Source organism: Pseudomonas sp. NCIMB 10586 (genome assembly GCF_023127895.1).
Lineage (GTDB): Bacteria > Pseudomonadota > Gammaproteobacteria > Pseudomonadales > Pseudomonadaceae > Aquipseudomonas > Aquipseudomonas synxantha_A.
Map to the genome: position 1 here is coordinate 243,207 of NZ_SPKQ01000047.1, position 20,859 is coordinate 264,065.

The following is a 20,859-nucleotide window of genomic DNA, read 5'->3' on the forward strand; positions in this document are numbered from 1 at the left end:
CGTACCATGCAAACTCGTGACGATATTTTCAACACCCTGCGCGATGCCTTGGTGGAACTGTTTGAACTGCCCCCGGAGCGCGTCACCCTCGACGCCAACCTGTATCAAGACCTGGAAATCGACAGCATCGACGCCGTGGACCTGATCGACCACATCAAGCGCCAGACCGGTAAGAAGATCGCCGCCGAAGAATTCAAGGCGGTGCGCACCGTGAACGACGTGGTTGAGGCGGTATACCGTCTGGTCCAGCCCGCCGCATGAGCCGGCTGATCGGCCTTGGCCTGTTGTTGGCGGGGCTGCTGTACCCCTTTGCGGTGTATTACGGCACCGAGCATTTTGCACCGTGGCAATTCGGCCTGTTGCTGGGCAGCCTGTGGCTGTTGCGCGCCCTGACCGCTGGGCGGCGCCCGGGCAGCCGCTGGATGGCGGTGACGGTGATCGTGTTCTGCGTGCTGCTGGCCTGGTTCGATAACCCGCAGTGGCTGCGTTGGTACCCCAGCCTGGTCAGCGCGTTCATGTTGGCGCTGTTCGGCCTGAGCCTGAAATACGGCCCGCCGATGGTCGAGCGCCTGGCACGCATGACTGACCCGCAACTGCCGCCGAAGGCAATCGTGTATACCCGCCAGGTCACCGTGGTGTGGAGTGCATTTTTTCTGTGTAACGGCTTGCTCGCCGCCGCGCTCACGCTGTGGGCGCCGCTGAGCTGGTGGACGTTGTACAACGGCTTGATCGCCTACGGGCTGATGGCGCTGTTGTTTGCCGTGGAATGGCTGGTACGACAAAGGGTTCGAGGCCGCGTATGAATGGGTTGAAACTTGAGCACTTGTTGCTTGAGCCGCTGCAACAGCGCTGGGTCACCACCGAGCCTGACATGAATCACGCCCAGCTGTGGGAAGCATCCCTGCGCCTGGCGGCCGGCTTGCAGGCGCGAGGCATCCAGCGCCTGGCCGTGTACCTGGAAGACGCGGGCGTCCTGGCGATTGCCTTGCTGGGCGCCTGGCGCGCCGGTGCCAGCGTACTGCTGCCGGCCGACCTGCAGCCCCAGACCCGCCATCGCTGGGATCCTGCCGTCGACGCCTGGTTGATCGAAGCCGCTGATCTCGAGGCGCTGTACCAGGCGCCACTGAGCCCTGCGGTTCTCGACCTGGACACCTGCCAACTGAGCCTGTGCACCTCCGGTTCCAGCGGCGAGCCCAAGCGCATCGACAAGTCCCTGCGCCAACTGGCCAATGAAGTCGAGGCGCTGGAAGCCCTGTGGGGGGCGGACCTCAAAGACGCCTGCATCATCGGCAGCGTCGCCACCCAGCACATCTACGGCTTGCTGTTTCGCGTGCTGTGGCCGCTGTGCGCAGGTCGCACCTTTGTGCGCAAGCAACTGGCGTTCCCCGAAGACATGCAGCGCGCCAGCCGCGAGCACCCACAATTTGCCTGGGTCGCCAGCCCGGCGCTGCTCAAACGCATGGGCGACAACCTCGACTGGTCGGCACTGAGCCAGGTTGCGCGGGTGTTTTCCTCCGGTGGCGCGCTGCCCGTTGAAGCCGCCGGCAGTCTGTATGACCGCTTGCAGCAATGGCCGACGGAAATTCTCGGCAGCTCGGAAACCGGCGGCATCGCCTGGCGCCAGGGCGCGCAACCCTGGCAGCCGTTTGCCGACGTGCAACTGAGCCAGGATGCCGACGGCGCGCTGCGCATCGCATCAAAATACCTCCCCGAAGGGCACATCGAACAGACCGCCGACGCTGCACGCATCCATGCCGATGGCCGCTTCGAATTGCTGGGCCGCCTGGACCGTATCGTCAAGCTGGAAGAAAAACGCATCTCCCTGCCGATGCTCGAACAGGCATTGATGACCCATCCCTGGGTCGCCGAAACCCGCTTGGGTGTAGTGCAGGAAAACCGCGCCTCCCTTGGCGCGCTGGTGGTGCTCAGCAGCGATGGCCTGCATGCCCTGCGCAACCAGGGCCGGCGCACGCTCACCCAAACCCTGCGCCAGCACCTGGGCCAACATTGCGAAGCCCTGGCCCTGCCCCGTCGCTGGCGGTTGCTGCGCCAATTGCCGCTCAACAGCCAGGGCAAGCTGCCCCAGGCCGATATCGAAGCACTTCTGCTGGCTCCCCGGCCAAAAGCCCCCGAAGTGCTGGAGCAGGTCGAAGCCGATGGCGAATGGACCGTGCAACTGAGCGTTCCGCCGGACCTGGCCTATTTCAGCGGACACTTCCCGGTAACGCCCGTGCTGCCGGGCGTGGTGCAAGTGGAATGGGCGTTCAACCTGGGCCAGCAACTGCTCGACTTGCCGAGCACCTTCGCCGGCATGGAAGTGCTCAAGTTCCAGCAACTGGTGCGCCCGGGCGATCAGATTGAACTGCACCTGCGCTTTGACCCGGAACGCAGCAAGCTTTATTTCACCTACCGCAACGGCGTTGCCGCCTGTTCCAGCGGTCGCATACAGTTGGTGACTGCGAATGCATAACCCCTGCGCCCTGATTCCGGTGTACAACCACGAAACTGCCGTACCCGCCGTGGTCCGCAGCCTGCTGGGCAGCGGCCTGCCGTGCCTGCTGGTCGACGACGGCAGCAGCCCGGCCTGCGCAGCGGTGTTGGCGCAATTGGCCACCCTCGACAACGTCACCCTGTTGACCCTGCCCAGCAACCAGGGCAAGGGTGGCGCCGTGATGGCCGGCTTTCGCGAAGCGGCGCGCCGGGGCTACACCCACGCCCTGCAAGTGGACGCCGACGGCCAGCACGACCTGCGTGAAGTCGAGACCTTTATCGACACCTCGCGCCGGCACCCTGACGCCGTCATCTGCGGCTACCCCGAATACGACGACAGCGTGCCCAAAGGCCGTTTGTATGCGCGTTACCTGACCCACGTATGGGTGTGGATCAACACCCTGTCGTTGCAGATTCGCGACTCGATGTGCGGTTTTCGCGTGTACCCGCTGGCGCCAACCCTGGCCTTGATGGACTCGGCCTACATCGGCACGCACATGGATTTCGACTCGGACATCCTGGTGCGCCTGGCCTGGCGCAACCAACCGATGCGCTGGCTGCCGACCCAGGTGCACTACCCGGCCGACGGCCTGTCGCACTTTCGCTTGTTCCGCGACAACGTTCGCATCAGCGCCATGCACACGCGGCTGTTTTTCGGCATGTTGGTGCGTGCGCCGATGATCCTGTGGCGACGGTGGCAGGCATGAGCGACAGCACCAAGCACTGGGCCGACCGCGAGGAACGCGGCAGCTTCTGGCTGATGAAGCTCACGGCGCTCGCCGCAAAAATCCTGGGTCGTCGCCTGTTGAGCCCTTTGCTCTACAGCATCGTTTTCTACTTCTTTCTGTTTGGCCGCACGGCGCGCCACAGCGCCTGGCAATATCAACAGCGCCTGGCCCAATGGAGTGGGTGCGATGAACTGCTGCCCAGCCACCGGAAAGTCTTCGGCCAGTTCATGGCCTTCGCCGATTCCCTGCTCGACAAGCTCGACGTATGGAACGGCAAGCTGGGCCTGGAACAGATCGAAATCAACGACCCGGCGCAATTGCGCGGGCAACTGCGTGGCGAGCGCGGGCAGATGCTGGTGGGCGCGCACCTGGGCAACCTGGAAGTGTGCCGTGCACTGGCGGAGATCGGTGAACAGGTCACCATGAACGTGTTGGTGCACACCAAGCACGCCGAGCGTTTCAACCGCCTGTTGGGTGAAGCCGGGGCCAGCCATTTGCGCCTGATCCAGGTCAGCGAGCTGGACCCGGCCACCATGCTGCTGCTCAGCCAGCGCCTGGACGACGGCGAATGGCTGGCAATTGCCGGTGACCGCATACCGTTGCACGGTGGGCGCACGGTGCGCGTGGATTTCCTCGGTCACCCGGCTGCGTTCCCCCAAGGCCCGTGGCTGCTGGCCGGGCTGCTCAAATGCCCGGTGAACCTGCTGATGTGCCTCAAACACCAAGGCCGCTATCGCCTGACCATCGAGCCTTTCGCACCGTTGATCGAATGGAAGCGCAGCACCCGCGAGCAGGTGATTGCCGAGTGGACCGCCCGCTACGCCGCACGCCTGGGCCAGTTCTGCCTGCAAGCGCCCCAACAATGGTTCAACTTTTACCCTTTCTGGAAGACCGATGACGACGCATCTTGAGCCGGTAACCTTTGGCGAACGCCCCTTGCGCATCGAAGACGTGCTGGCCCTGGCCAACCGTCAGGCGCCCACGCAATTGCAGGGTGATGCTGCCTATCGTCAGCGCATCGCCAAGGGCGCGCAGTTTCTCGACTCGCTGCTGGACAAGGAAGGCGTGATCTACGGCGTGACCACCGGCTACGGCGACTCCTGCGTGGTGGCGGTACCGCTGGAACACGTCGAAGCCTTGCCGCGTCACCTGTACACCTTTCACGGTTGCGGCCTGGGCAAGCTGCTCGACGCCCAAGCCACCCGCGCCGTGTTGGCGGCGCGTTTGCAGTCGCTGTGCCATGGCGTGTCGGGCGTACGCGTGGAACTGCTGGAACGCCTGCACGCCTTCCTCGAACACGATGTGCTGCCACTGATCCCGGAAGAAGGCTCGGTGGGCGCCAGCGGTGATCTGACGCCGCTGTCCTACGTGGCAGCGACCTTGTCCGGCGAACGTGAAGTGCTGTTTCGTGGCGAACGCCGCCCGGCGGTCGACGTGCACCGCGAACTGGGCTGGGAGCCTTTGGTGCTGCGCCCCAAGGAAGCCCTGGCCTTGATGAACGGCACCGCCGTGATGACTGGCCTGGCCTGCCTGGCTTTCGCCCGCGCCGACTACCTGCTGCACCTGGCCACACGCATCACCGCGCTCAATGTGGTGGCGCTGCAAGGCAACCCGGAACACTTCGACGAGCGCCTGTTCGCCGCCAAGCCGCACCCTGGGCAGATGCAAGTGGCCGCGTGGCTGCGCAACGACCTGGCGATTGATGCGCCAACGGCGCCGCTGCATCGCTTGCAGGATCGCTACTCCTTGCGCTGCGCCCCTCATGTCCTCGGCGTGCTGGCCGACAGCCTGAACTGGCTGCGCTCATTTATCGAGATCGAGCTCAACAGCGCCAACGACAACCCAATCATCGACGCCGAAGCAGAACGCGTGCTGCACGGCGGGCACTTCTACGGCGGGCATATCGCCTTCGCCATGGACAGCCTCAAGACCCTGGTGGCCAACGTCGCCGACCTGCTCGACCGCCAGCTCGCGCTGCTGGTGGACGTGCGTTACAACCATGGCCTGCCAAGCAACCTCTCGGGCGCCCCCGCCGACCGCGCGATGATCAATCACGGTTTCAAGGCCGTGCAGATCGGCACCAGCGCCTGGACCGCCGAAGCATTGAAGAACACCATGCCGGCCAGTGTGTTCTCACGCTCCACCGAGTGCCACAACCAGGACAAGGTGAGCATGGGCACCATCGCTGCCCGCGATGCAATCCGCGTACTGGAGCTGACCGAACAAGTAGCCGCCGCCGCCCTGCTCGCCGCCAACCAGGGCGTGTGGCTGCGAGCCCAAGCAGAAGATGCCCGAGCGCTGCCACCGGCACTGGCCGCAATGCACGCAGAATTGGCCATGGACTTCCCGCCAGTCATCGAAGACCGTGCCCTGGAAGGCGAACTGCGCCTGTGCCTGCAACGCATCGCCGCGCAACACTGGAGGCTGCATGCGTAGCCCCGGCGTATTGCACTGCGACACGCAAATCCTCGTGCCGTTTTTCGATATCGACACCATGAACGTGGTGTGGCACGGGCACTACGTGAAGTACCTGGAAGTGGCGCGCTGTGCGCTGCTGGACAAGATCGGCCATAACTACACGGCGATGCTCGAGTCCGGCTACGCCTGGCCGGTGATCGACATGCAGCTACGCTATGTACGTGGCGCGACCTTCGGCCAGACGCTCAATGTGCGTGCCAGCCTGGTGGAGTGGGAGAACCGTTTGAAGGTCAACTACCTGATCACTGACCTGGCGAGCGGCGAGCGCTTGACCCGCGCCAGCACCGTGCAAGTGGCGGTGCAAATCGCCAACCGCGAGATGCAACTTGCCTCGCCCAAGATATTCACCGATGCCGTAGAAAGGGCCCTGAAATGCTGACCCCTGTGGGAGCGGGCTTGCCCGCGATGGTCGTTAACGATAACGCACGACGCCTGACACTACGCAGCGTCCTCAGGTTCTTCGCGGGCAAGCCCGCTCCCACAGGGATTGTGCTTATCCTGCTGTTGGGCGTTCCAGGCTTGGCCCAGGCGTTCGACTTGCAGCAGTTGAGCGATCAGCTTGCAAAACCCTCTGTCATCCACGGCAGCTTCACTCAGGAAAAACACCTGCGCGCCCTGCCCCAGCCGCTGGTCAGCAAAGGCACCTTCGTGCTCGCCAAGGACCACGGCCTGTTATGGCTGCTCAAGACCCCGCTGCAACAGGACTACCGCATCACAGGCCAAGGCATCGCCCGGCGTGACGCCAACGGCTGGCAACCGCTGCCGAACAAGAGCGCCGGGGCCGAACAGAATCGCCTGTTTCTCGCCGTACTCCAGGGCGACAGCAGCGGCTTGCAGCGTGACTTCGAACTGCAACTGCAAGGCCAGCCCCACAACTGGAAGCTCACGCTGACCCCGCGCTCATTGCTGCTCAAGCAAGTGTTCACCCGGATCAATATCGACGGCGGCGAACTGGTGCAAACCATCGAGCTGCTGGAAACCCAGGGCGACAGCACTGTATTGCGTATGCAGGACAGCACGGCCGACCAACCCTTGAGCGATGCGGAGCAACACGACTTTGCCCAGTGAGCGCCTGCTGCCGCGCCTGTTCCTGATCCTGCTGGTGGCCGTGCTGGCCCTGGCCGGCTGGCAGTGGCGCGATGGCGCGCCGTTGTCGGCCAACCTGATGGAACTGGTGCCGGGCAGTACGCCGGACGCCCTGGAACAGCAGGCCGAACAGCGTATGCAAGAACCGCTGAACCGCGAGATGCTGGTACTGGTGGGCCATGCCGACCGCCAGCAAGCACTGGCCGCGGCGCAGCAAATGGGCGAGCGTTGGCAGGCCAGCGGTCTGTTTGAACAGGTGCAATGGAACCTGCAAGCCGACTTGCCGGCGTTGCGCGAGCAACTGCTGCGTGGGCGTTTGTCGATGCTCTCGGCCAACGACCGTGAGCAACTGATCGAACGCCCCGGCGCTTTTATCCAGCAGCGGGTACAAGCACTGTTCGACCCGTTCACCGGCTTCAGCCTGGTGCCGAGCCAGGACGACTGGCTCGGCCTGACCGGGCGTATCCAGAACAGCCAGCCACAACACGGCGCGGTTCAGCTGGACATCGGCAGCGGCGCCTTGATCGCCGAAGCCGACGGCCAAAGCTGGGTGCTGGTGCGGGCACGCACCAACGGCAATGCCTTCGATATGAAATTGCCGTTGCAAGTGGCGGATTTACTCCAGGCCAGCCGCGAGCAGGCTGGTGAGCACGGCGCGCAATTGCTCGCCGCCAGCGGCTTGCTCTACGCGGCCAATGGGCAGCAGCAAGCCACGCGGGAAATCACCTGGGTCGGCGGTGGCGCAACCATCGGCATCCTGTTGTTGCTGTTGCTGGCTTTCCGACGCTGGAGGGTGTTGCTGGCATTTGTGCCGGTGCTGGTGGGCATGCTGTTTGGCGCAGTCGCTTGTGTGGCACTGTTTGGGCATATGCATGTGATGACCCTGGTGCTGGGCTCCAGCCTGATCGGCGTGGCGGTGGATTACCCACTGCACTACCTGTCCAAAAGCTGGAGCCTGCAACCCTGGCGCAGTTGGCCGGCGTTGCGCCTGACCCTGCCGGGGCTGAGCCTGAGCCTGGCCACCAGTTGCATCGGCTACCTGGCGCTGGCCTGGACACCCTTCCCGGCGCTGACGCAAATCGCGGTGTTCTCCGCCGCCGGGCTGGTGGGGGCTTATTTGTGTGCGGTGTGCCTGCTGCCTGCGCTGCTCAAGGGCGTGGAGCTGCGCCCGGCGCAATGGCCGCTGCGTGTCGCCCAGGCCCTATGGCAACTGCGTACCGCCTTGATCAAACGCGTGCCCGGTTCTGTGCTGCTGGTGGCGGTGCTGGTGTTCTGCGCCGCCGGCCTGTGGCAGCTCAACAGCAAGAACGATATTCGCCAGTGGATCGGCGCGCCGCCGCAATTGCTCCAGGAAGCACAGGCCGTAGCGCGCATCACCGGGTTCCAGCCCACCAGCCAGTTTTTCCTGGTGCGCGCAGATAATCAGCAGCAGTTGCTGGAACGCCAGGCCGCCTTGGGCAAACGCCTGGATCAGTTGGTGAACATGGACAAGCTCCAGGGCTACCTGGCGCTCAGTCAACTGGTGAACCTGCCCGAGGAGCAGCAACAACTGCGCGATGCGCTGAACACTCTGGCGCAACACTGGCAACCGCTGCTGGACCTCGGCGTGCCCGTCAGTGCCCTGCAGGCTGAAGTCGCGCAGTTGCAGGCGCTGCCCACTCAAGACATTGACGCAGCGCTGCAAGGCCCGCTGGCCGAACCCTGGCGCACGCTCTGGCTCGGCCCGGTCGACGGCGGCGTGGCGGCCATGGTCAGCTTGCAAGGCTTGAACAACCCGGCGTTGCTGCGGGTGCAGGCGCTGGATTTGCCCGGCGTGCAACTGGTCGATCGCTTGGGCGACTTGAACCGCGTGTTTGCCGACACGCAAATCAGCGCAGCCGAATTGAAGTTGCTGTCGTGCGTACTGATCGTGCTGTTGCTGATTGCGCCCTTCGGTTTTGGCGGCGCCTTGCGTATCGTCGCCCTGCCCCTGCTGGCCGCGCTGTGCAGCCTGGCCAGCCTCGGCTGGCTGGGCCAGCCGCTGACCTTGTTCAGCCTGTTTGGCCTGTTGCTGGTCACGGCCATCAGCGTTGACTACGCGATCTTGATGCGCGAGCAGATCGGCGGCCCGGCCGTCAGCCTCTTGGGAACACTGCTGGCGGCGTTGACAACCTGGTTGTCGTTCGGCCTGCTGGCGGTGTCGAGCACACCGGCCGTGAGTAATTTCGGTTTATCGGTCAGCCTGGGCCTGGCATTCAGCTTTATGCTGGCGCCCTGGGCAGCCCAGCAGAAACACACCTTATGAATGCGATTATCGCCCATGCGGCAAGGAGCCCTCGTGCCCACAGTTGAAATGGAACGTCGCCAGGTGGTGGTGATCGGTGCCGGGCCATCCGGTGCCATTGCGGCCGCGCTGCTAAAGCGCAAAGGGCATGATGTATTGATCGTCGAACGCGAGCATTTCCCGCGCTTTTCGATTGGCGAAAGCCTGCTGTCGCACTGCATCGACTTCATCGAAGAAGCCGGGATGCTGGACGCTGTGCAAGCGGCGGGCTTCCAGGTAAAAACCGGCGCCGCGTTCGCCTGGGGCGAGCGCTACAGTGCGTTTGACTTTGGCGACACCTTCAGCAACGGCAAGCCCACCACCTTCCAGGTGCAGCGCGGCGAGTTCGACAAGTTGCTGGCCGATCAGGCGGCGCTGCAAGGTGTGGAAATCCGCTATGGCCAAAGCATTGTCGGTGTGGATTTCTCCGGCGAGTGCCGCTACCTGCATGTGCGCCGACAGAACGGCAGCGAGTACCACATCAAGGCCAAGTTCGTGCTCGACGCCAGCGGCTATGGCCGCGTGCTGCCGCGCCTGCTGGACCTTGAGGCGCCCTCGAACTTCCCGCTGCGCCAGGCCGTGTTCACTCACATCGAAGACCGCATCGAACACCCAGGCTTTGATCGCAGCAAAATTCTGGTCACCACCCACCCGACCCAGCGCGACATCTGGTTCTGGACCATCCCGTTCAGCAACGGCCGTTGCTCGGTGGGCGTGGTTGCGGCCAAAGAGCATTTCGATGGCCGCGACAGCGACCTTGACGCCTGCCTGCGCAGCTTTGTCGATGAAACGCCAAGCCTGGCCGCCGTGCTCAGCAATGCCGTATGGGACACCCCGGCGCGCAGCATCGGCGGCTATTCGGCCAACGTCAAAAGCCTGCACGGCCCAGGCTTTGCGCTACTGGGCAATGCGGCGGAATTTCTCGACCCGGTGTTCTCGTCCGGCGTGACCATCGCCATGCGGTCGGCCAGCATGGCCGCCGCTGTGCTGCACCGTCAGCTCAACGGCGAGACCGTGGACTGGCAAAGCGAATTCGCCGAACCCTTGAAGCGCGGTGTCGATACCTTCCGCTGCTACGTCGAAGGCTGGTATGCCGGTACGTTCCAGGATGTGATTTTCCATCCTGGCAGCTCGCCGGAGATTCGCCGCATGATCAGTTCGATCCTGGCCGGTTACGCCTGGGATGAGCGCAACCCGTTTGTCAGCGAGCCTAAACGGCGATTGCGGATGTTGTCGGATATTTGTGCGAGTGAAGCGGTATGAGCAGTCCTGCCGTTGAAAAAAACTACCTGAGCAAAAATTATGTCGAGGAAACCAGGTTCGGCTTCTGGTTCCTGCGCAGCCACACCTGGCAGCATCACGTATTGCGTGTGGCGATCAACGACCTGCGCAGCCTGTTCAGCGAGCCGCTGCCGGTGGCCCCGGTGTTGCTGGACGCCGGTTGTGGTCAGGGTAAGTCCTTCCGGTTGCTGCAGCAGGTGTTTGCGCCTTCACGCCTGATCGGCCTGGATGCCGACCCCCACAGTCTGGAGCTGAGCCGTGAAGAGGCTGCGCGCCAGGGCCTGGCTGTCGAGCTGATCGGCAGTGACTGCGCCACCCTCGATGTACCGGACGCCAGCGTCGATATCGTGTTTTGCCACCAGACCTTTCACCATTTGGTCGAGCAACATCGCGCGCTCAAGGAGTTCTACCGGGTACTCAAACCGGGCGGCTATCTGCTGTTTGCCGAATCCACCGAAGCCTATATCGACACCTGGGTGATTCGCTGGTTGTTCCGCCACCCGATGCATGTGCAAAAAAGCGCCGAAGAGTACTTGGAGATGCTGCGCGAGCAAGGCTTTGAATTCGACTCGCAGAATGTCTCGTACCCCTACCTTTGGTGGAGCCGCTCCAGCGACTTCGGCCTGCTGGAGCGCTGGGGCCTGCGCAAGGCGCCGCCGGTGGGCCAGCGCGAGGAAACCCTGGTCAACTGCGTAGCGCGCAAACCTTTGGAGAACGCCGCCTCATGATGCGCCTGCTGTTAATGGGTTGCCTGTTGCTGCTCAGTGCCTGCGCCAGCCAGGCACCGCTGCCGGAAAAAATCCCGGCCCTGGCCTTGCCGATGCAACTGCATGTGCAGCGCCTGGCGGACGGGCAGCGCCAGGACTGGCTGCTGGTGATCCAGCGCGAAGGCCACGCGATTCGCTGGTCGATGATGGACCCCTTGGGCATTCCCCTGGCCCGGCAAAAACTGCTCGATGGGCAGTGGCAGGCCGACGGCTTGCTGCCACCCAATCCCCAGGCGCGGGAGCTGTTTGCCGCGCTGCTGTTTGCTTTGACCCCAGGCGGTGATGTGCCGGCGTTGTATCCACGCGCCGAGGCGATGGACCTGACGCGCACGCTGCCGGGCCATTGGCAAATCATCTATCAGTCTTCCGAGGTGTTCAGCGTGAACATGACCGGCCAGCCGTTGAGTTATCGCATCACCCCGCTGGGTATCAGCCGATGACCGCTTACCTCAATGCCCTCGGTGTGATCTGCGCCCTTGGCCGCGGCCAGGCCGAAGTCAGCCGCAACCTGTTTGCCGGTGACTGCTCAGGCATGCGCGTCGAAAGCGGCTGGGTGCCGGAGCGCGTGGTGCCGGTGGCTGCCGTCCAGGGCGAACTGGTGCCTTTGCCGGTGGAACTGGCTCAACAAAGCAGCCGCAATAACCAGTTGTTGCTGGAAGCGGCGTTGCAGATTGAAGATGAGATCCGTCAGGCCATTCAAACCTATGGCCGAGGGAGAGTCGGCGTGGTGCTTGGCACCAGCACCTCGGGCATCGACGAAGCCAGCCGTGGCATTGCCCATTACCTGCGCGACAAGCAGTTCCCTGCCGACTACGACTACCAGCAACAGGAACTCAGCGCCCCGGCAAACTTCCTCGCCGACTGGCTGCAATTAAGCGGCCCGGCCTATGTGATTTCCACCGCGTGCACCTCCAGCGCCCGTGCCTTGATGAGCGCCCAGCGCCTGCTGAACCTGGGGGTATGCGATGCGGTAATCTGTGGCGGCGTGGACAGCCTGTGCAAGCTGACCCTGAACGGATTTACCTCGCTGGAAGCGGTATCCAGCGAGCGCTGCAACCCGTTCTCGGTGAACCGCAACGGCATCAATATCGGTGAGGCGGCGGTACTGTTCCTGATGAGCCGCGAGCCGGCACCGATCGCCTTGCTGGGCAGCGGTGCCAGTTGCGACGCTCACCATATCTCCGCGCCGGAACCCAGCGGCAAGGGCGCGTTGCAAGCGATGCGCAAGGCCCTGGCCAACGCAAAGCTGGCTCCCGAGCAGATCGGCTACCTGAACCTGCACGGCACCGCCACCCAACACAACGACGCCATGGAAAGCCTGGCGGTCGCCAGCCTGTTCCCCGGCGGTGTGGCCTGTTCGTCGACCAAGCCCATGACCGGCCACACCCTTGGCGCCGCCGGAGCGCTGGAAGCGGCGTTCTGCTGGCTGAGCCTGGCTCAGGGCCAGCTGCCGCCTCACGTGTGGGATGGCCACGCCGACCCGGCGCTGCAGCCCTTGCAATGGACGCACAGCGGCGACACCTTGAAAAAAACCTGCCTGATGAGCAACTCGTTTGCCTTCGGCGGTAATAACGTCAGCCTGATAATCGCAGAGGCCCCATGATCGATTGGCCACTTGCCGAGCTGCTACCCCACGCGGGCGACATGATCCTGATCGACCAGGTGCTGTCGTTCGATGATGAGCAGATCCGCACCCGCGTCACCGTCAAGCCCGACGGCCTGTTCAACCGCCCTGACGGTAGCCTGCCGGCCTGGGTCGGCCTGGAATTGATGGCGCAAAGCGTCGCCGCTTATGCCGGCTGCCATGCACGCCAGCAAGGCCGCGCGGTGGAACTGGGCTTCCTGTTGGGTACACGCAAGTTCGAGTGCAATGTCGAGTACTTCCCGGCAGGCGCCGAGCTGAATATCCACGGCCTGCGCTCCCTGGAAGACGACAACGGCATGGGTGTGTTCGAATGCCACCTCACCGGTAAGGGTATCCAGGCCAGTGCGCGCCTGAACGTATTTCGACCGCCCCAGGCGGCCAACTATTTAGATGAATCGAAGGACCCAACGTCATGACTGAATCCGTACTGGTCACCGGCTCAAGCCGTGGCATCGGCCGCGCCATTGCCCTGCGCCTGGCCCAGGCCGGCCATGACATCGTGCTGCATTGCCGCAGTGGCCGCGCCGAAGCCGACACCGTGCAGGTCGAGATCGAGGCCCTGGGTCGCAAGGCGCGGGTGCTGCAATTCGACGTGTCCGACCGCGCCAGTTGCAAGGCCATCCTTGAAGCCGACGTGGAGCAACATGGCGCCTACTACGGCGTGGTGCTCAATGCCGGCCTGACCCGCGACGGCGCCTTCCCTGCCCTGTCGGAAGACGACTGGGACGTGGTGATGCGCACCAATCTCGATGGTTTCTACAACGTGCTGCACCCAGTGATGATGCCGATGATTCGACGTCGCGCCGCCGGGCGTGTCGTGTGCATCACCTCGGTGTCCGGGTTGATCGGCAACCGCGGCCAGGTCAACTACAGTGCTTCAAAAGCCGGCCTGATCGGCGCAGCCAAGGCGCTGGCGATCGAACTGGGCAAACGCAAGATCACCGTCAACTGCGTGGCGCCGGGGTTGATCGACACGGCGATGCTGGATGAAAACGTCCCCGTCGAAGAACTGATGAAAATGATCCCCGCGCAACGCATGGGCACGCCGGAAGAAGTCGCCGGCGCGGTGAATTTCCTGATGTCGGCCGAAGCGGGCTATATCACACGCCAGGTGCTGGCCGTGAACGGAGGCTTGTGCTGATGAAGCGCGTCGTCGTCACCGGCATGGCCGGCATGACCTCCCTGGGCAGCGATTGGGACACCATCGCCGCCAACTTTCGCGCCAACCGCAGCGGTATCCGGCGCATGGATGAATGGGACCGCTTTACCGAATTGAACACGCGCCTGGCCGGGCCGATTGATGATTTTGTGGTGCCTGCGCACTGGACCCGCAAGCAATTGCGCAGCATGGGGCGCGTCTCGCGCCTGGCGGTGTGGGCAGCGGAGCAGGCACTGCAGGATGCCGGCTTGCTCGGTGACCCGTCGATCAAGGACGGGCGCATGGGCGTGGCCTGTGGCTCGTCCACCGGCAGCACCGATGAGATCAAGGCGTTCGGCAATATGCTGCTCAATTCCGTGGCCGAGGGGCTAAACGCCAACTCCTATGTGCGGATGATGCCGCACACCACCGCGGCGAATATCAGCATTTTCTTTGGCCTCACCGGGCGCTTGATCCCCACGTCCAGCGCCTGCACCAGCGGTAGCCAGGGCATCGGCTATGCCTACGAGGCAATCAAGTTCGGGCGCCTGCCATTGATGCTCGCCGGCGGAGCCGAAGAACTGTGCCCCACCGAAGCCATGGTGTTCGATGCACTCTACGCCACCAGCCTGAAAAACGATGCGCCGCAAACCAGTCCGCGCCCCTACGACAGCGGCCGTGATGGCCTGGTGATTGGTGAAGGCGCCGGCATCCTGGTACTGGAAGAGTTGGAACACGCGTTGGCGCGGGGCGCGCATATTCACGCTGAGCTGGTTGGCTTTGGCAGCAATGCCGACGGCCAGCACACCACCCGCCCGGAACAGAAAACCATGCGCCGTGCCATGGAACTGGCACTGGAAGACGCTGGGCTTGCACCTTCTGCCATCGGCTATGTGAACGGCCACGGCACCGCCACCGACCAAGGTGACATCGCCGAAACCCTGGCCACCAGCAGCCTGTTCGGCAGCCGTATGCCGATCAGCTCGCAGAAGAGTTTCCTCGGCCACACCCTGGGTGCCTGCGGCGCGCTGGAGTCGTGGTTCAGCATCGAGATGATGAACCGCGACCACTACGTGCACACCTTCAACCTGGATTCGGTCGACCCGCAATGCGGCGAGCTCGATTACCTGCAAGGGGGCTTTCGCCAGATGCACAACGACTACGTGATGAACAACAATTTTGCCTTCGGCGGCGTCAACACCTCGCTGATCTTCCGCCGCTGGGCCTGACTTTTTAATCGATTGGAGAAAACGGAATGTCTTCCCTGCTACGCGCTACCCTGATCACCCTGGCCCTGTTGACCACTGCCGGCTGCACCAGCAAACCAGTGCTCAACACCCAGCACGAACTGCCGGCCACGACCCAGGTCAGCGAAGAAAAAATGAAACAGGTGATCGTCGCCGCCCTGCAAAAACGTGAGTGGACAGTACAACGCCTGAGCCCGCAACTGGTGCAGGCCGAGATCACCGTGCGCGGCCAGTTCTATGCAGCAATCGATATCCGCTACACCCGCAACAGCTACGCCATCACCTACCGCGACAGCCGCGACCTGGGCTACAAGGACGGCAAGATCCATCGCAACTACAACCGCTGGGTGAGCATGCTGGACCGGGATATTCTGGCGGGGATACGCTCGGCCGGGATGCAGTAAGGCCAAATGTGGGAGGGGGCTTGCTCCCGATAGCAGTGTGTCAGTCTCAGTCTCTCTAACTGAACCACCGCTATCGGGAGCAAGCCCCCTCCCACATGAGATATGCCATGTTCTCAAGGGCGTTATTCAGATGCCCTGTGCGTCAACAACTCCACAAACCCCTTAGCCATCGGTGTTTGCACGCCCTTGCGCTGCACCAGCCACACCGCCGTCATCGCCTCCGGGTCGAGCAGTGTGCGGTAGACCACGCCATCAATGCGGATACGCTGGTAAGACGCCGGCAACACCGACACGCCCAACCCCGCCGCCACCAGGCCTATGATGGTCATCGCCTCCCCCGCTTCCTGGGCAAAATGCGGGCTGAACCCGGCGTCGCGGGCCAGGTTGAGCAGTTGGGCATACAGGCCGCTGCCGTAGGTGCGTGGGAAAAATACAAAGGGTTCCTGCGCCAACTGCGCCAGGTGCAGGCCGCGCTCGCTGCCTTCCACCAACGGATGGCCGGCGCTCAATACGGCAACCAGCGGCTCGCGCATCAACTCGACCACGCTCAGCGAATCAGGCAACGGCAAAGGCCGCATCAGCCCGACCTGGATCGACTCATCCACCAATGACTCGGCCACCTCCGTGCTGCTCATCTCCTGCAGATTGAGGTGCACTGCCGGGAAAGCCTGGCGAAACGCAAAGATCGCCTGGGGAATACTGGAATTGAACGGCGCGGAAGATGTGAAGCCGATCTTCAACTCCCCGAGCTCTCCTAATTGCGCTCTGCGCGCCACGTCTGCCGCCTTGTCGACCTGGGCCAGCACCAGCCGCGCCTCTTGCAGGAACAGGCGCCCGGCCTCGCTCAGCTCGACCCGACGATTGGTACGCTCAAATAACCGCGCCCCCACCTCTTGCTCCAGTGCCTGGATCTGCTGGCTCAAGGGCGGTTGCGATATGCCCAGCACCTGCGCGGCGCGGCCAAAGTGCAGTTCTTCAGCGACGGCGATGAAGTACCGCAGGTGACGTAATTCCATGCACACCTCATTAGGTCGTAGAACCTATCAAACAGGTCGAACAATATATTGGAAAGAATCATTAGCCAGCTATATTCTTTTTCGTATTGTCAGTCCTGGCAGACTTTCCTCCCCGAGGTCCCCCGTGAATCCTGCTGTTGCTCCACTTGCCCAACACACCCCGCCCTCAGCCCTTGATGACGTGGTGGCGCAGCTCAATGACGAGTACATCGAAAAAGGCACGCCGATGTTCATGCGCACGGTGTTGGCGCTATTTTCCGGCGGGTTTGCCACCTTTGCCCTGTTGTATTGCGTACAGCCGATGATGCCGGCGCTGTCCCACGAGTTTTCCATCAATGCGGCGCAAAGCAGCCTGATTCTATCGGTGGCGACCGCGATGCTTGCCTGCGGCCTGCTGGTCACCGGGCCAATTTCCGACAGGCTGGGGCGCAAGCCGGTGATGGTCGCCGCGTTGTTCTGTGCGGCGCTGGCCACCATCGCCAGCGGTCTGATGCCGACCTGGGAGGGGATTCTGCTGATGCGGGCGCTGGTGGGCCTGTCCCTGAGCGGCCTGGCTGCCGTGGCGATGACCTACCTCAGCGAAGAGATTCATCCCCAGCACATAGGCCTGGCCATGGGCCTGTACATCGGCGGCAATGCGATTGGCGGCATGAGCGGGCGCCTGATCATCGGCGTGTTGATCGACTTCGTCAGCTGGCACACCGCAATGTTGATCATCGGCGCCCTGGCCCTGATCGCGGCCACTGTGTTCTGGAAGATCCTCCCACCATCGCGCAACTTCCGCGCCAGCAGCCTCAAGCCGCGCAGCCTGGTGGATGGCTTCGTCATGCATTTCAAGGATGCGGGCTTGCCGTGGCTGTTCCTGGAAGCCTTCCTGCTGATGGGCGCGTTCGTAACGATGTTCAACTACATCGGTTATCGCCTGCTGGCCTCACCCTATGAGCTGAGCCAGGCCGTAGTGGGCCTGCTGTCGCTGGTGTACCTCTCGGGCATCTACAGTTCGGCCAAGATCGGCTCTCTGGCCGACCGCCTTGGCCGCCGCCGCGTGCTGTGGGCCACCATCGTGCTGATGCTCGCCGGCATGGCCCTGACGCTGTTCACCCCGCTGTGGCTGGTGGTGCCGGGCATGTTGATCTTCACTTTCGGCTTCTTCGGCGCCCACTCGGTGGCCAGCAGCTGGATCGGCCGCCGTGCGGTGAAAGCCAAGGGGCAGGCGTCGTCGCTTTACCTGTTCTGCTATTACGTGGGATCGAGTATTGCCGGGACGGCAGGCGGGTTCTTCTGGCATTTTGCCGGGTGGAACGGGATTGGCGGATTCATTATCGCGCTACTGATCGGCGCGTTGCTGGTGGCGTTGAAGCTGGCGAAGTTGCCGCCGTTGGGGCAGGTCTGAAGGTTTCCGGCTTTTAATGTGGGAGGGGGCTTGCTCCCGATAGCGCTGGTTCAGTCAATAAATCTGTTGACTGACACTCTGCTATCGGGAGCAAGCCCCCTCCCACATTTTTGCTCTGTGCTTTATTCGTGGTATTGCGCCGAGAGTTCGTGGACTGCGCGTAGGAACGCACCCGCATGTTCCGGATTCACTTCCGGCGTGATGCCATGGCCGAGGTTGAACACATGGCCGGTGCCCTTGCCATAGCTGGCGAGGATGCGCCCGACTTCCGTGCGGATCGCTTCCGGCTTGGCGTACAGCACAGTGGGGTCCATGTTGCCTTGCAGCGCAACCTGGTTTCCAACGCGACGGCGGGCTTCGCCGATATCGCAGGTCCAGTCCAGGCCCAATGCATCGGCGCCAGCATCGGCGATGCTTTCCAGCCACAGGCCGCCGCCCTTGGTGAACAGGATGACCGGAACCTTGCGACCTTCGTGTTCGCGGATCAGGCCGCTGACGATCTTGCGCATGTAGGCCAGGGAGAATTCCTGGTACGCCGCCGCCGACAGGTTGCCGCCCCAGGTATCGAAGATCTGCACCGCTTGCGCACCGGCCATGATCTGGCCGTTGAGGTAGGAGGTCACCGACTGTGCCAGCTTGTCCAGCAACAGGTGCATGGCTTGCGGGTTGTCGTAGAGCATGGCCTTGGTCTTGCGGAAGTCTTTCGACGAACCGCCTTCGACCATATAGGTGGCCAGCGTCCACGGGCTGCCAGAGAAGCCAATCAGCGGCACGCGACCGTTGAGCTCGCGGCGGATGGTGCTGACCGCGTCCATCACATAGCCGAGGTCTTTGTGCGGATCAGGGATCGGCAAGGCTTCGATATCGGCCAGGGTACTGACGACTTTCCTGAAGCGCGGGCCTTCGCCGGTCTCGAAGTACAGGCCCTGGCCCATGGCGTCGGGGATGGTGAGGATATCGGAGAAGAGAATGGCCGCATCCAGTTGTGGGTAGCGGTCCAGCGGCTGCATCGTGACTTCGCAGGCGAACGCAGGATTCATGCACAGGCTCATGAAGTCACCGGCGTGGGCGCGACTGGCGCGGTATTCCGGCAGGTAGCGACCGGCTTGACGCATCATCCACACGGGGGTGACGTCTACAGGTTGCTTGAGCAGGGCACGAAGGAAACGGTCGTTCTTGAGGGCAGTCATGTCGGCATCCGCAAAAAAAGTGCGGGCATTTTCTCAGAGCGCGACGCAAAAGGCACGGCAAGAGCGGAGCCTTTTGTCTATCGGGTCAATTTGTCGCAATGACTGGCAACACAAACCTCAATGTGAAATGAGGTTTGTGTGGGAGCTGGCTTGCCTGCGATAGCATCAACTGGGTCTGGCTGACAGACCGAGTTGCCTGCATCGCAGGCAAGCCAGCTCCCACATTTGATCGCATTTCAGACTGAAATTTGATCAGACCTGCAGGTAGTCCAGGATCCCTTCGGCGGCATTGCGGCCTTCGAAGATCGCCGTCACTACCAGGTCAGAGCCGCGCACCATATCGCCACCGGCGAAGATTTTCGGGTTGCTGGTCTGGTGCTTGTACTGGCCTTGTTCCGGGGCTACCACGCGGCCCTGGCTGTCGGTCTGGATTTCGAACTGCTCGAACCAGGGCGCCGGGCTTGGACGGAAACCGAAAGCGATGACCACGGCGTCAGCCGGGATGATTTCTTCGGAACCCGGGATCGGCTCGGGGCTGCGACGGCCTCGGGCATCCGGTTCGCCGAGACGGGTCTCGACCACCTTCACGCCTTCGACGCGGTCTTCACCGACGATCGCAATCGGCTGGCGGTTGTAGAGGAATTTCACGCCTTCTTCCTTGGCGTTCTTCACCTCTTTGCGCGAGCCGGGCATGTTGGCTTCGTCGCGACGATACGCACAGGTGACCGACTTGGCGCCCTGGCGGATCGAGGTACGGTTGCAGTCCATCGCGGTGTCGCCACCGCCCAGCACCACGACCTTCTTGCCTTTCATGTCGACGAAATCTTCCGGCGACTTTTCAAAGCCCAGGTTGCGGTTGACGTTGGCGATCAGGAAGTCGAGCGCGTCATACACGCCCGGCAAGTCCTCACCGGCAAAGCCGCCCTTCATATAGGTGTAGGTGCCCATGCCCATGAACACCGCATCGTATTCGGCGAGCAGTTGCTCCATGGTGATGTCTTTGCCGATCTCGGTATTGAGGCGGAACTCGATACCCATGCCGGTGAACACTTCACGACGGTGACTCAGTACGGTTTTTTCCAGCTTGAACTCGGGAATACCGAAAGTCAGCAGACCACCGATCTCCGGGTTCTTGTCGAACACCACCGGGGTCACGCCACCACGCACCAACACGTCGGCACACCCCAGGCCCGCCGGGCCCGCACCGATGATCGCGACGCGCTTGCCGGTCGGTTTGACCTTGGACATATCCGGGCGCCAGCCCATGGCGAACGCGGTGTCGGTGATGTACTTCTCCACCGAACCGATGGTCACTGCGCCGAAGCCGTCGTTGAGGGTGCAGGCACCTTCACATAGACGGTCTTGCGGGCACACCCGGCCGCAGACTTCCGGCAGGGTGTTGGTCTGGTGCGACAGCTCGGCGGCGGCGAGAATGTTGCCCTCGGCCACCAGTTTGAGCCAGTTGGGAATGAAGTTGTGCACCGGGCACTTCCATTCGCAATACGGGTTACCGCACCCCAGGCAGCGGTGGGCCTGATCGGCCGAGTGCTGGGGCTTGAAGGGTTCGTAGATTTCCACGAACTCTTTCTTGCGTTGACGCAACAGTTTCTTCTTCGGATCTTTGCGCCCGACATCGATGAACTGGAAGTCGTTATTCAGACGTTCAGCCATGTTAAAACCTCATCAAACTGTTC

21 protein-coding genes are annotated in these 20,859 nt (G+C 62.8%); 18 read left to right on the plus strand and 3 right to left on the minus strand.

What is annotated here, in order from left to right; all coding sequences use genetic code 11:
• Positions 1-6 precede the first annotated feature (6 nt).
• From E4P01_RS23230 to E4P01_RS23310, 17 genes are read left to right on the plus strand one after another with little or no spacing between them, the layout of a single operon-like run.
• Positions 7-261: an acyl carrier protein gene (locus tag E4P01_RS23230; protein ID WP_003187949.1), complete on the plus strand. Its 255-nt coding sequence runs from the start codon at positions 7-9 to the stop codon at positions 259-261.
• The gene (locus E4P01_RS23235; protein ID WP_078820107.1) at positions 258-803 is read left to right on the plus strand and encodes a hypothetical protein; all 546 of its coding nucleotides are present in this window, start codon (positions 258-260) and stop codon (positions 801-803) included. The genes E4P01_RS23230 and E4P01_RS23235 overlap by 4 nt, the downstream gene beginning before the upstream one ends.
• Complete coding sequence (locus tag E4P01_RS23240; protein ID WP_078820106.1) at positions 800-2,470, plus strand: acyl-CoA synthetase family protein; 1,671 nt, start codon at positions 800-802, stop codon at positions 2,468-2,470. Before E4P01_RS23235 ends, E4P01_RS23240 begins: the two co-directional genes overlap by 4 nt.
• On the plus strand, positions 2,463-3,197 hold the full coding sequence (locus tag E4P01_RS23245) for a glycosyltransferase family 2 protein (RefSeq protein WP_122732447.1): 735 nt from the start codon (positions 2,463-2,465) through the stop codon (positions 3,195-3,197). The genes E4P01_RS23240 and E4P01_RS23245 overlap by 8 nt, the downstream gene beginning before the upstream one ends.
• Positions 3,194-4,129 carry a glycosyl transferase gene (locus E4P01_RS23250; RefSeq protein ID WP_216090635.1) on the plus strand — a complete coding sequence of 312 codons (936 nt, stop codon included), beginning with the start codon at positions 3,194-3,196 and terminating at the stop codon, positions 4,127-4,129. The genes E4P01_RS23245 and E4P01_RS23250 overlap by 4 nt, the downstream gene beginning before the upstream one ends.
• Positions 4,113-5,654, plus strand: coding sequence for an aromatic amino acid ammonia-lyase (locus tag E4P01_RS23255; protein WP_148852977.1), 1,542 nt, complete (start codon positions 4,113-4,115; stop codon positions 5,652-5,654). Before E4P01_RS23250 ends, E4P01_RS23255 begins: the two co-directional genes overlap by 17 nt.
• A complete protein-coding gene (locus tag E4P01_RS23260; RefSeq protein ID WP_032878289.1) occupies positions 5,647-6,075 on the plus strand; it encodes an acyl-CoA thioesterase in 429 nt (142 codons plus the stop codon). Before E4P01_RS23255 ends, E4P01_RS23260 begins: the two co-directional genes overlap by 8 nt.
• Positions 6,069-6,764 carry an outer membrane lipoprotein carrier protein LolA gene (locus tag E4P01_RS23265; protein WP_032878290.1) on the plus strand — a complete coding sequence of 232 codons (696 nt, stop codon included), beginning with the start codon at positions 6,069-6,071 and terminating at the stop codon, positions 6,762-6,764. Before E4P01_RS23260 ends, E4P01_RS23265 begins: the two co-directional genes overlap by 7 nt.
• Positions 6,736-9,066 carry an MMPL family transporter gene (locus E4P01_RS23270; RefSeq protein WP_216090634.1) on the plus strand — a complete coding sequence of 777 codons (2,331 nt, stop codon included), beginning with the start codon at positions 6,736-6,738 and terminating at the stop codon, positions 9,064-9,066. Before E4P01_RS23265 ends, E4P01_RS23270 begins: the two co-directional genes overlap by 29 nt.
• A gap of 33 nt (positions 9,067-9,099) precedes the next feature.
• A complete protein-coding gene (locus E4P01_RS23275) occupies positions 9,100-10,347 on the plus strand; it encodes an NAD(P)/FAD-dependent oxidoreductase (RefSeq protein ID WP_216090633.1) in 1,248 nt (415 codons plus the stop codon).
• On the plus strand, positions 10,344-11,093 hold the full coding sequence (locus tag E4P01_RS23280; RefSeq protein ID WP_078820101.1) for a class I SAM-dependent methyltransferase: 750 nt from the start codon (positions 10,344-10,346) through the stop codon (positions 11,091-11,093). Before E4P01_RS23275 ends, E4P01_RS23280 begins: the two co-directional genes overlap by 4 nt.
• Positions 11,090-11,572, plus strand: coding sequence for a hypothetical protein (locus E4P01_RS23285; protein WP_078820100.1), 483 nt, complete (start codon positions 11,090-11,092; stop codon positions 11,570-11,572). Before E4P01_RS23280 ends, E4P01_RS23285 begins: the two co-directional genes overlap by 4 nt.
• The gene (locus E4P01_RS23290) at positions 11,569-12,735 is read left to right on the plus strand and encodes a beta-ketoacyl-[acyl-carrier-protein] synthase family protein (protein WP_216090632.1); all 1,167 of its coding nucleotides are present in this window, start codon (positions 11,569-11,571) and stop codon (positions 12,733-12,735) included. Before E4P01_RS23285 ends, E4P01_RS23290 begins: the two co-directional genes overlap by 4 nt.
• Positions 12,732-13,193, plus strand: a complete 462-nt coding sequence (locus E4P01_RS23295; protein ID WP_078820098.1) for a hotdog family protein — start codon at positions 12,732-12,734, stop codon at positions 13,191-13,193. The genes E4P01_RS23290 and E4P01_RS23295 overlap by 4 nt, the downstream gene beginning before the upstream one ends.
• Positions 13,190-13,918: a 3-oxoacyl-ACP reductase FabG gene (gene fabG / locus E4P01_RS23300; protein WP_216090631.1), complete on the plus strand. Its 729-nt coding sequence runs from the start codon at positions 13,190-13,192 to the stop codon at positions 13,916-13,918. Before E4P01_RS23295 ends, fabG begins: the two co-directional genes overlap by 4 nt.
• The gene (locus tag E4P01_RS23305) at positions 13,918-15,144 is read left to right on the plus strand and encodes a beta-ketoacyl-ACP synthase (protein ID WP_032878298.1); all 1,227 of its coding nucleotides are present in this window, start codon (positions 13,918-13,920) and stop codon (positions 15,142-15,144) included. Before fabG ends, E4P01_RS23305 begins: the two co-directional genes overlap by 1 nt.
• 26 nt (positions 15,145-15,170) lie before the next feature.
• On the plus strand, positions 15,171-15,566 hold the full coding sequence (locus E4P01_RS23310; RefSeq protein WP_078820097.1) for a hypothetical protein: 396 nt from the start codon (positions 15,171-15,173) through the stop codon (positions 15,564-15,566).
• 122 nt (positions 15,567-15,688) lie between these two features.
• Here E4P01_RS23310 and E4P01_RS23315 read toward each other — a convergent pair whose 3' ends face one another.
• On the minus strand, positions 15,689-16,582 hold the full coding sequence (locus tag E4P01_RS23315; protein WP_216090630.1) for a LysR family transcriptional regulator: 894 nt from the start codon (positions 16,580-16,582) through the stop codon (positions 15,689-15,691).
• Between the two features lie 124 nt (positions 16,583-16,706).
• Here E4P01_RS23315 and E4P01_RS23320 point away from each other — a divergent pair, with 124 nt between their 5' ends.
• The gene (locus E4P01_RS23320) at positions 16,707-17,975 is read left to right on the plus strand and encodes an MFS transporter (RefSeq protein ID WP_216090629.1); all 1,269 of its coding nucleotides are present in this window, start codon (positions 16,707-16,709) and stop codon (positions 17,973-17,975) included.
• 122 nt (positions 17,976-18,097) lie between these two features.
• On the opposite strand, the gene hemE is transcribed toward E4P01_RS23320, so the two are convergent.
• Together hemE and E4P01_RS23330 are read right to left on the minus strand one after the other, a co-directional pair.
• A complete protein-coding gene (gene hemE, locus E4P01_RS23325; protein WP_046070564.1) occupies positions 18,098-19,165 on the minus strand; it encodes a uroporphyrinogen decarboxylase in 1,068 nt (355 codons plus the stop codon).
• Positions 19,166-19,417: 252 nt separating this feature from the next.
• Positions 19,418-20,836: an FAD-dependent oxidoreductase gene (locus tag E4P01_RS23330; protein ID WP_003187920.1), complete on the minus strand. Its 1,419-nt coding sequence runs from the start codon at positions 20,834-20,836 to the stop codon at positions 19,418-19,420.
• Between the last annotated feature and the right edge of the window lie 23 nt (positions 20,837-20,859).

Excerpts from the sequence above, each read along its gene's own strand:
- E4P01_RS23230 (WP_003187949.1), top strand. The coding sequence starts at position 7 with ATGCAAACTCGTGACGATATTTTCAACACCCTGCGCGATGCCTTGGTG.
- E4P01_RS23235 (WP_078820107.1), top strand. The coding sequence starts at position 258 with ATGAGCCGGCTGATCGGCCTTGGCCTGTTGTTGGCGGGGCTGCTGTAC.
- E4P01_RS23240 (WP_078820106.1), top strand. The coding sequence starts at position 800 with ATGAATGGGTTGAAACTTGAGCACTTGTTGCTTGAGCCGCTGCAACAG.
- E4P01_RS23245 (WP_122732447.1), top strand. The coding sequence starts at position 2,463 with ATGCATAACCCCTGCGCCCTGATTCCGGTGTACAACCACGAAACTGCC.
- E4P01_RS23250 (WP_216090635.1), top strand. The coding sequence starts at position 3,194 with ATGAGCGACAGCACCAAGCACTGGGCCGACCGCGAGGAACGCGGCAGC.
- E4P01_RS23255 (WP_148852977.1), top strand. The coding sequence starts at position 4,113 with ATGACGACGCATCTTGAGCCGGTAACCTTTGGCGAACGCCCCTTGCGC.
- E4P01_RS23260 (WP_032878289.1), top strand. The coding sequence starts at position 5,647 with ATGCGTAGCCCCGGCGTATTGCACTGCGACACGCAAATCCTCGTGCCG.
- E4P01_RS23265 (WP_032878290.1), top strand. The coding sequence starts at position 6,069 with ATGCTGACCCCTGTGGGAGCGGGCTTGCCCGCGATGGTCGTTAACGAT.
- E4P01_RS23270 (WP_216090634.1), top strand. The coding sequence starts at position 6,736 with ATGCGGAGCAACACGACTTTGCCCAGTGAGCGCCTGCTGCCGCGCCTG.
- E4P01_RS23280 (WP_078820101.1), top strand. The coding sequence starts at position 10,344 with ATGAGCAGTCCTGCCGTTGAAAAAAACTACCTGAGCAAAAATTATGTC.
- E4P01_RS23285 (WP_078820100.1), top strand. The coding sequence starts at position 11,090 with ATGATGCGCCTGCTGTTAATGGGTTGCCTGTTGCTGCTCAGTGCCTGC.
- E4P01_RS23290 (WP_216090632.1), top strand. The coding sequence starts at position 11,569 with ATGACCGCTTACCTCAATGCCCTCGGTGTGATCTGCGCCCTTGGCCGC.
- E4P01_RS23295 (WP_078820098.1), top strand. The coding sequence starts at position 12,732 with ATGATCGATTGGCCACTTGCCGAGCTGCTACCCCACGCGGGCGACATG.
- fabG (WP_216090631.1), top strand. The coding sequence starts at position 13,190 with ATGACTGAATCCGTACTGGTCACCGGCTCAAGCCGTGGCATCGGCCGC.
- E4P01_RS23305 (WP_032878298.1), top strand. The coding sequence starts at position 13,918 with ATGAAGCGCGTCGTCGTCACCGGCATGGCCGGCATGACCTCCCTGGGC.
- E4P01_RS23310 (WP_078820097.1), top strand. The coding sequence starts at position 15,171 with ATGTCTTCCCTGCTACGCGCTACCCTGATCACCCTGGCCCTGTTGACC.
- E4P01_RS23315 (WP_216090630.1), bottom strand. The coding sequence starts at position 16,582 with ATGGAATTACGTCACCTGCGGTACTTCATCGCCGTCGCTGAAGAACTG.
- hemE (WP_046070564.1), bottom strand. The coding sequence starts at position 19,165 with ATGACTGCCCTCAAGAACGACCGTTTCCTTCGTGCCCTGCTCAAGCAA.
- E4P01_RS23330 (WP_003187920.1), bottom strand. The coding sequence starts at position 20,836 with ATGGCTGAACGTCTGAATAACGACTTCCAGTTCATCGATGTCGGGCGC.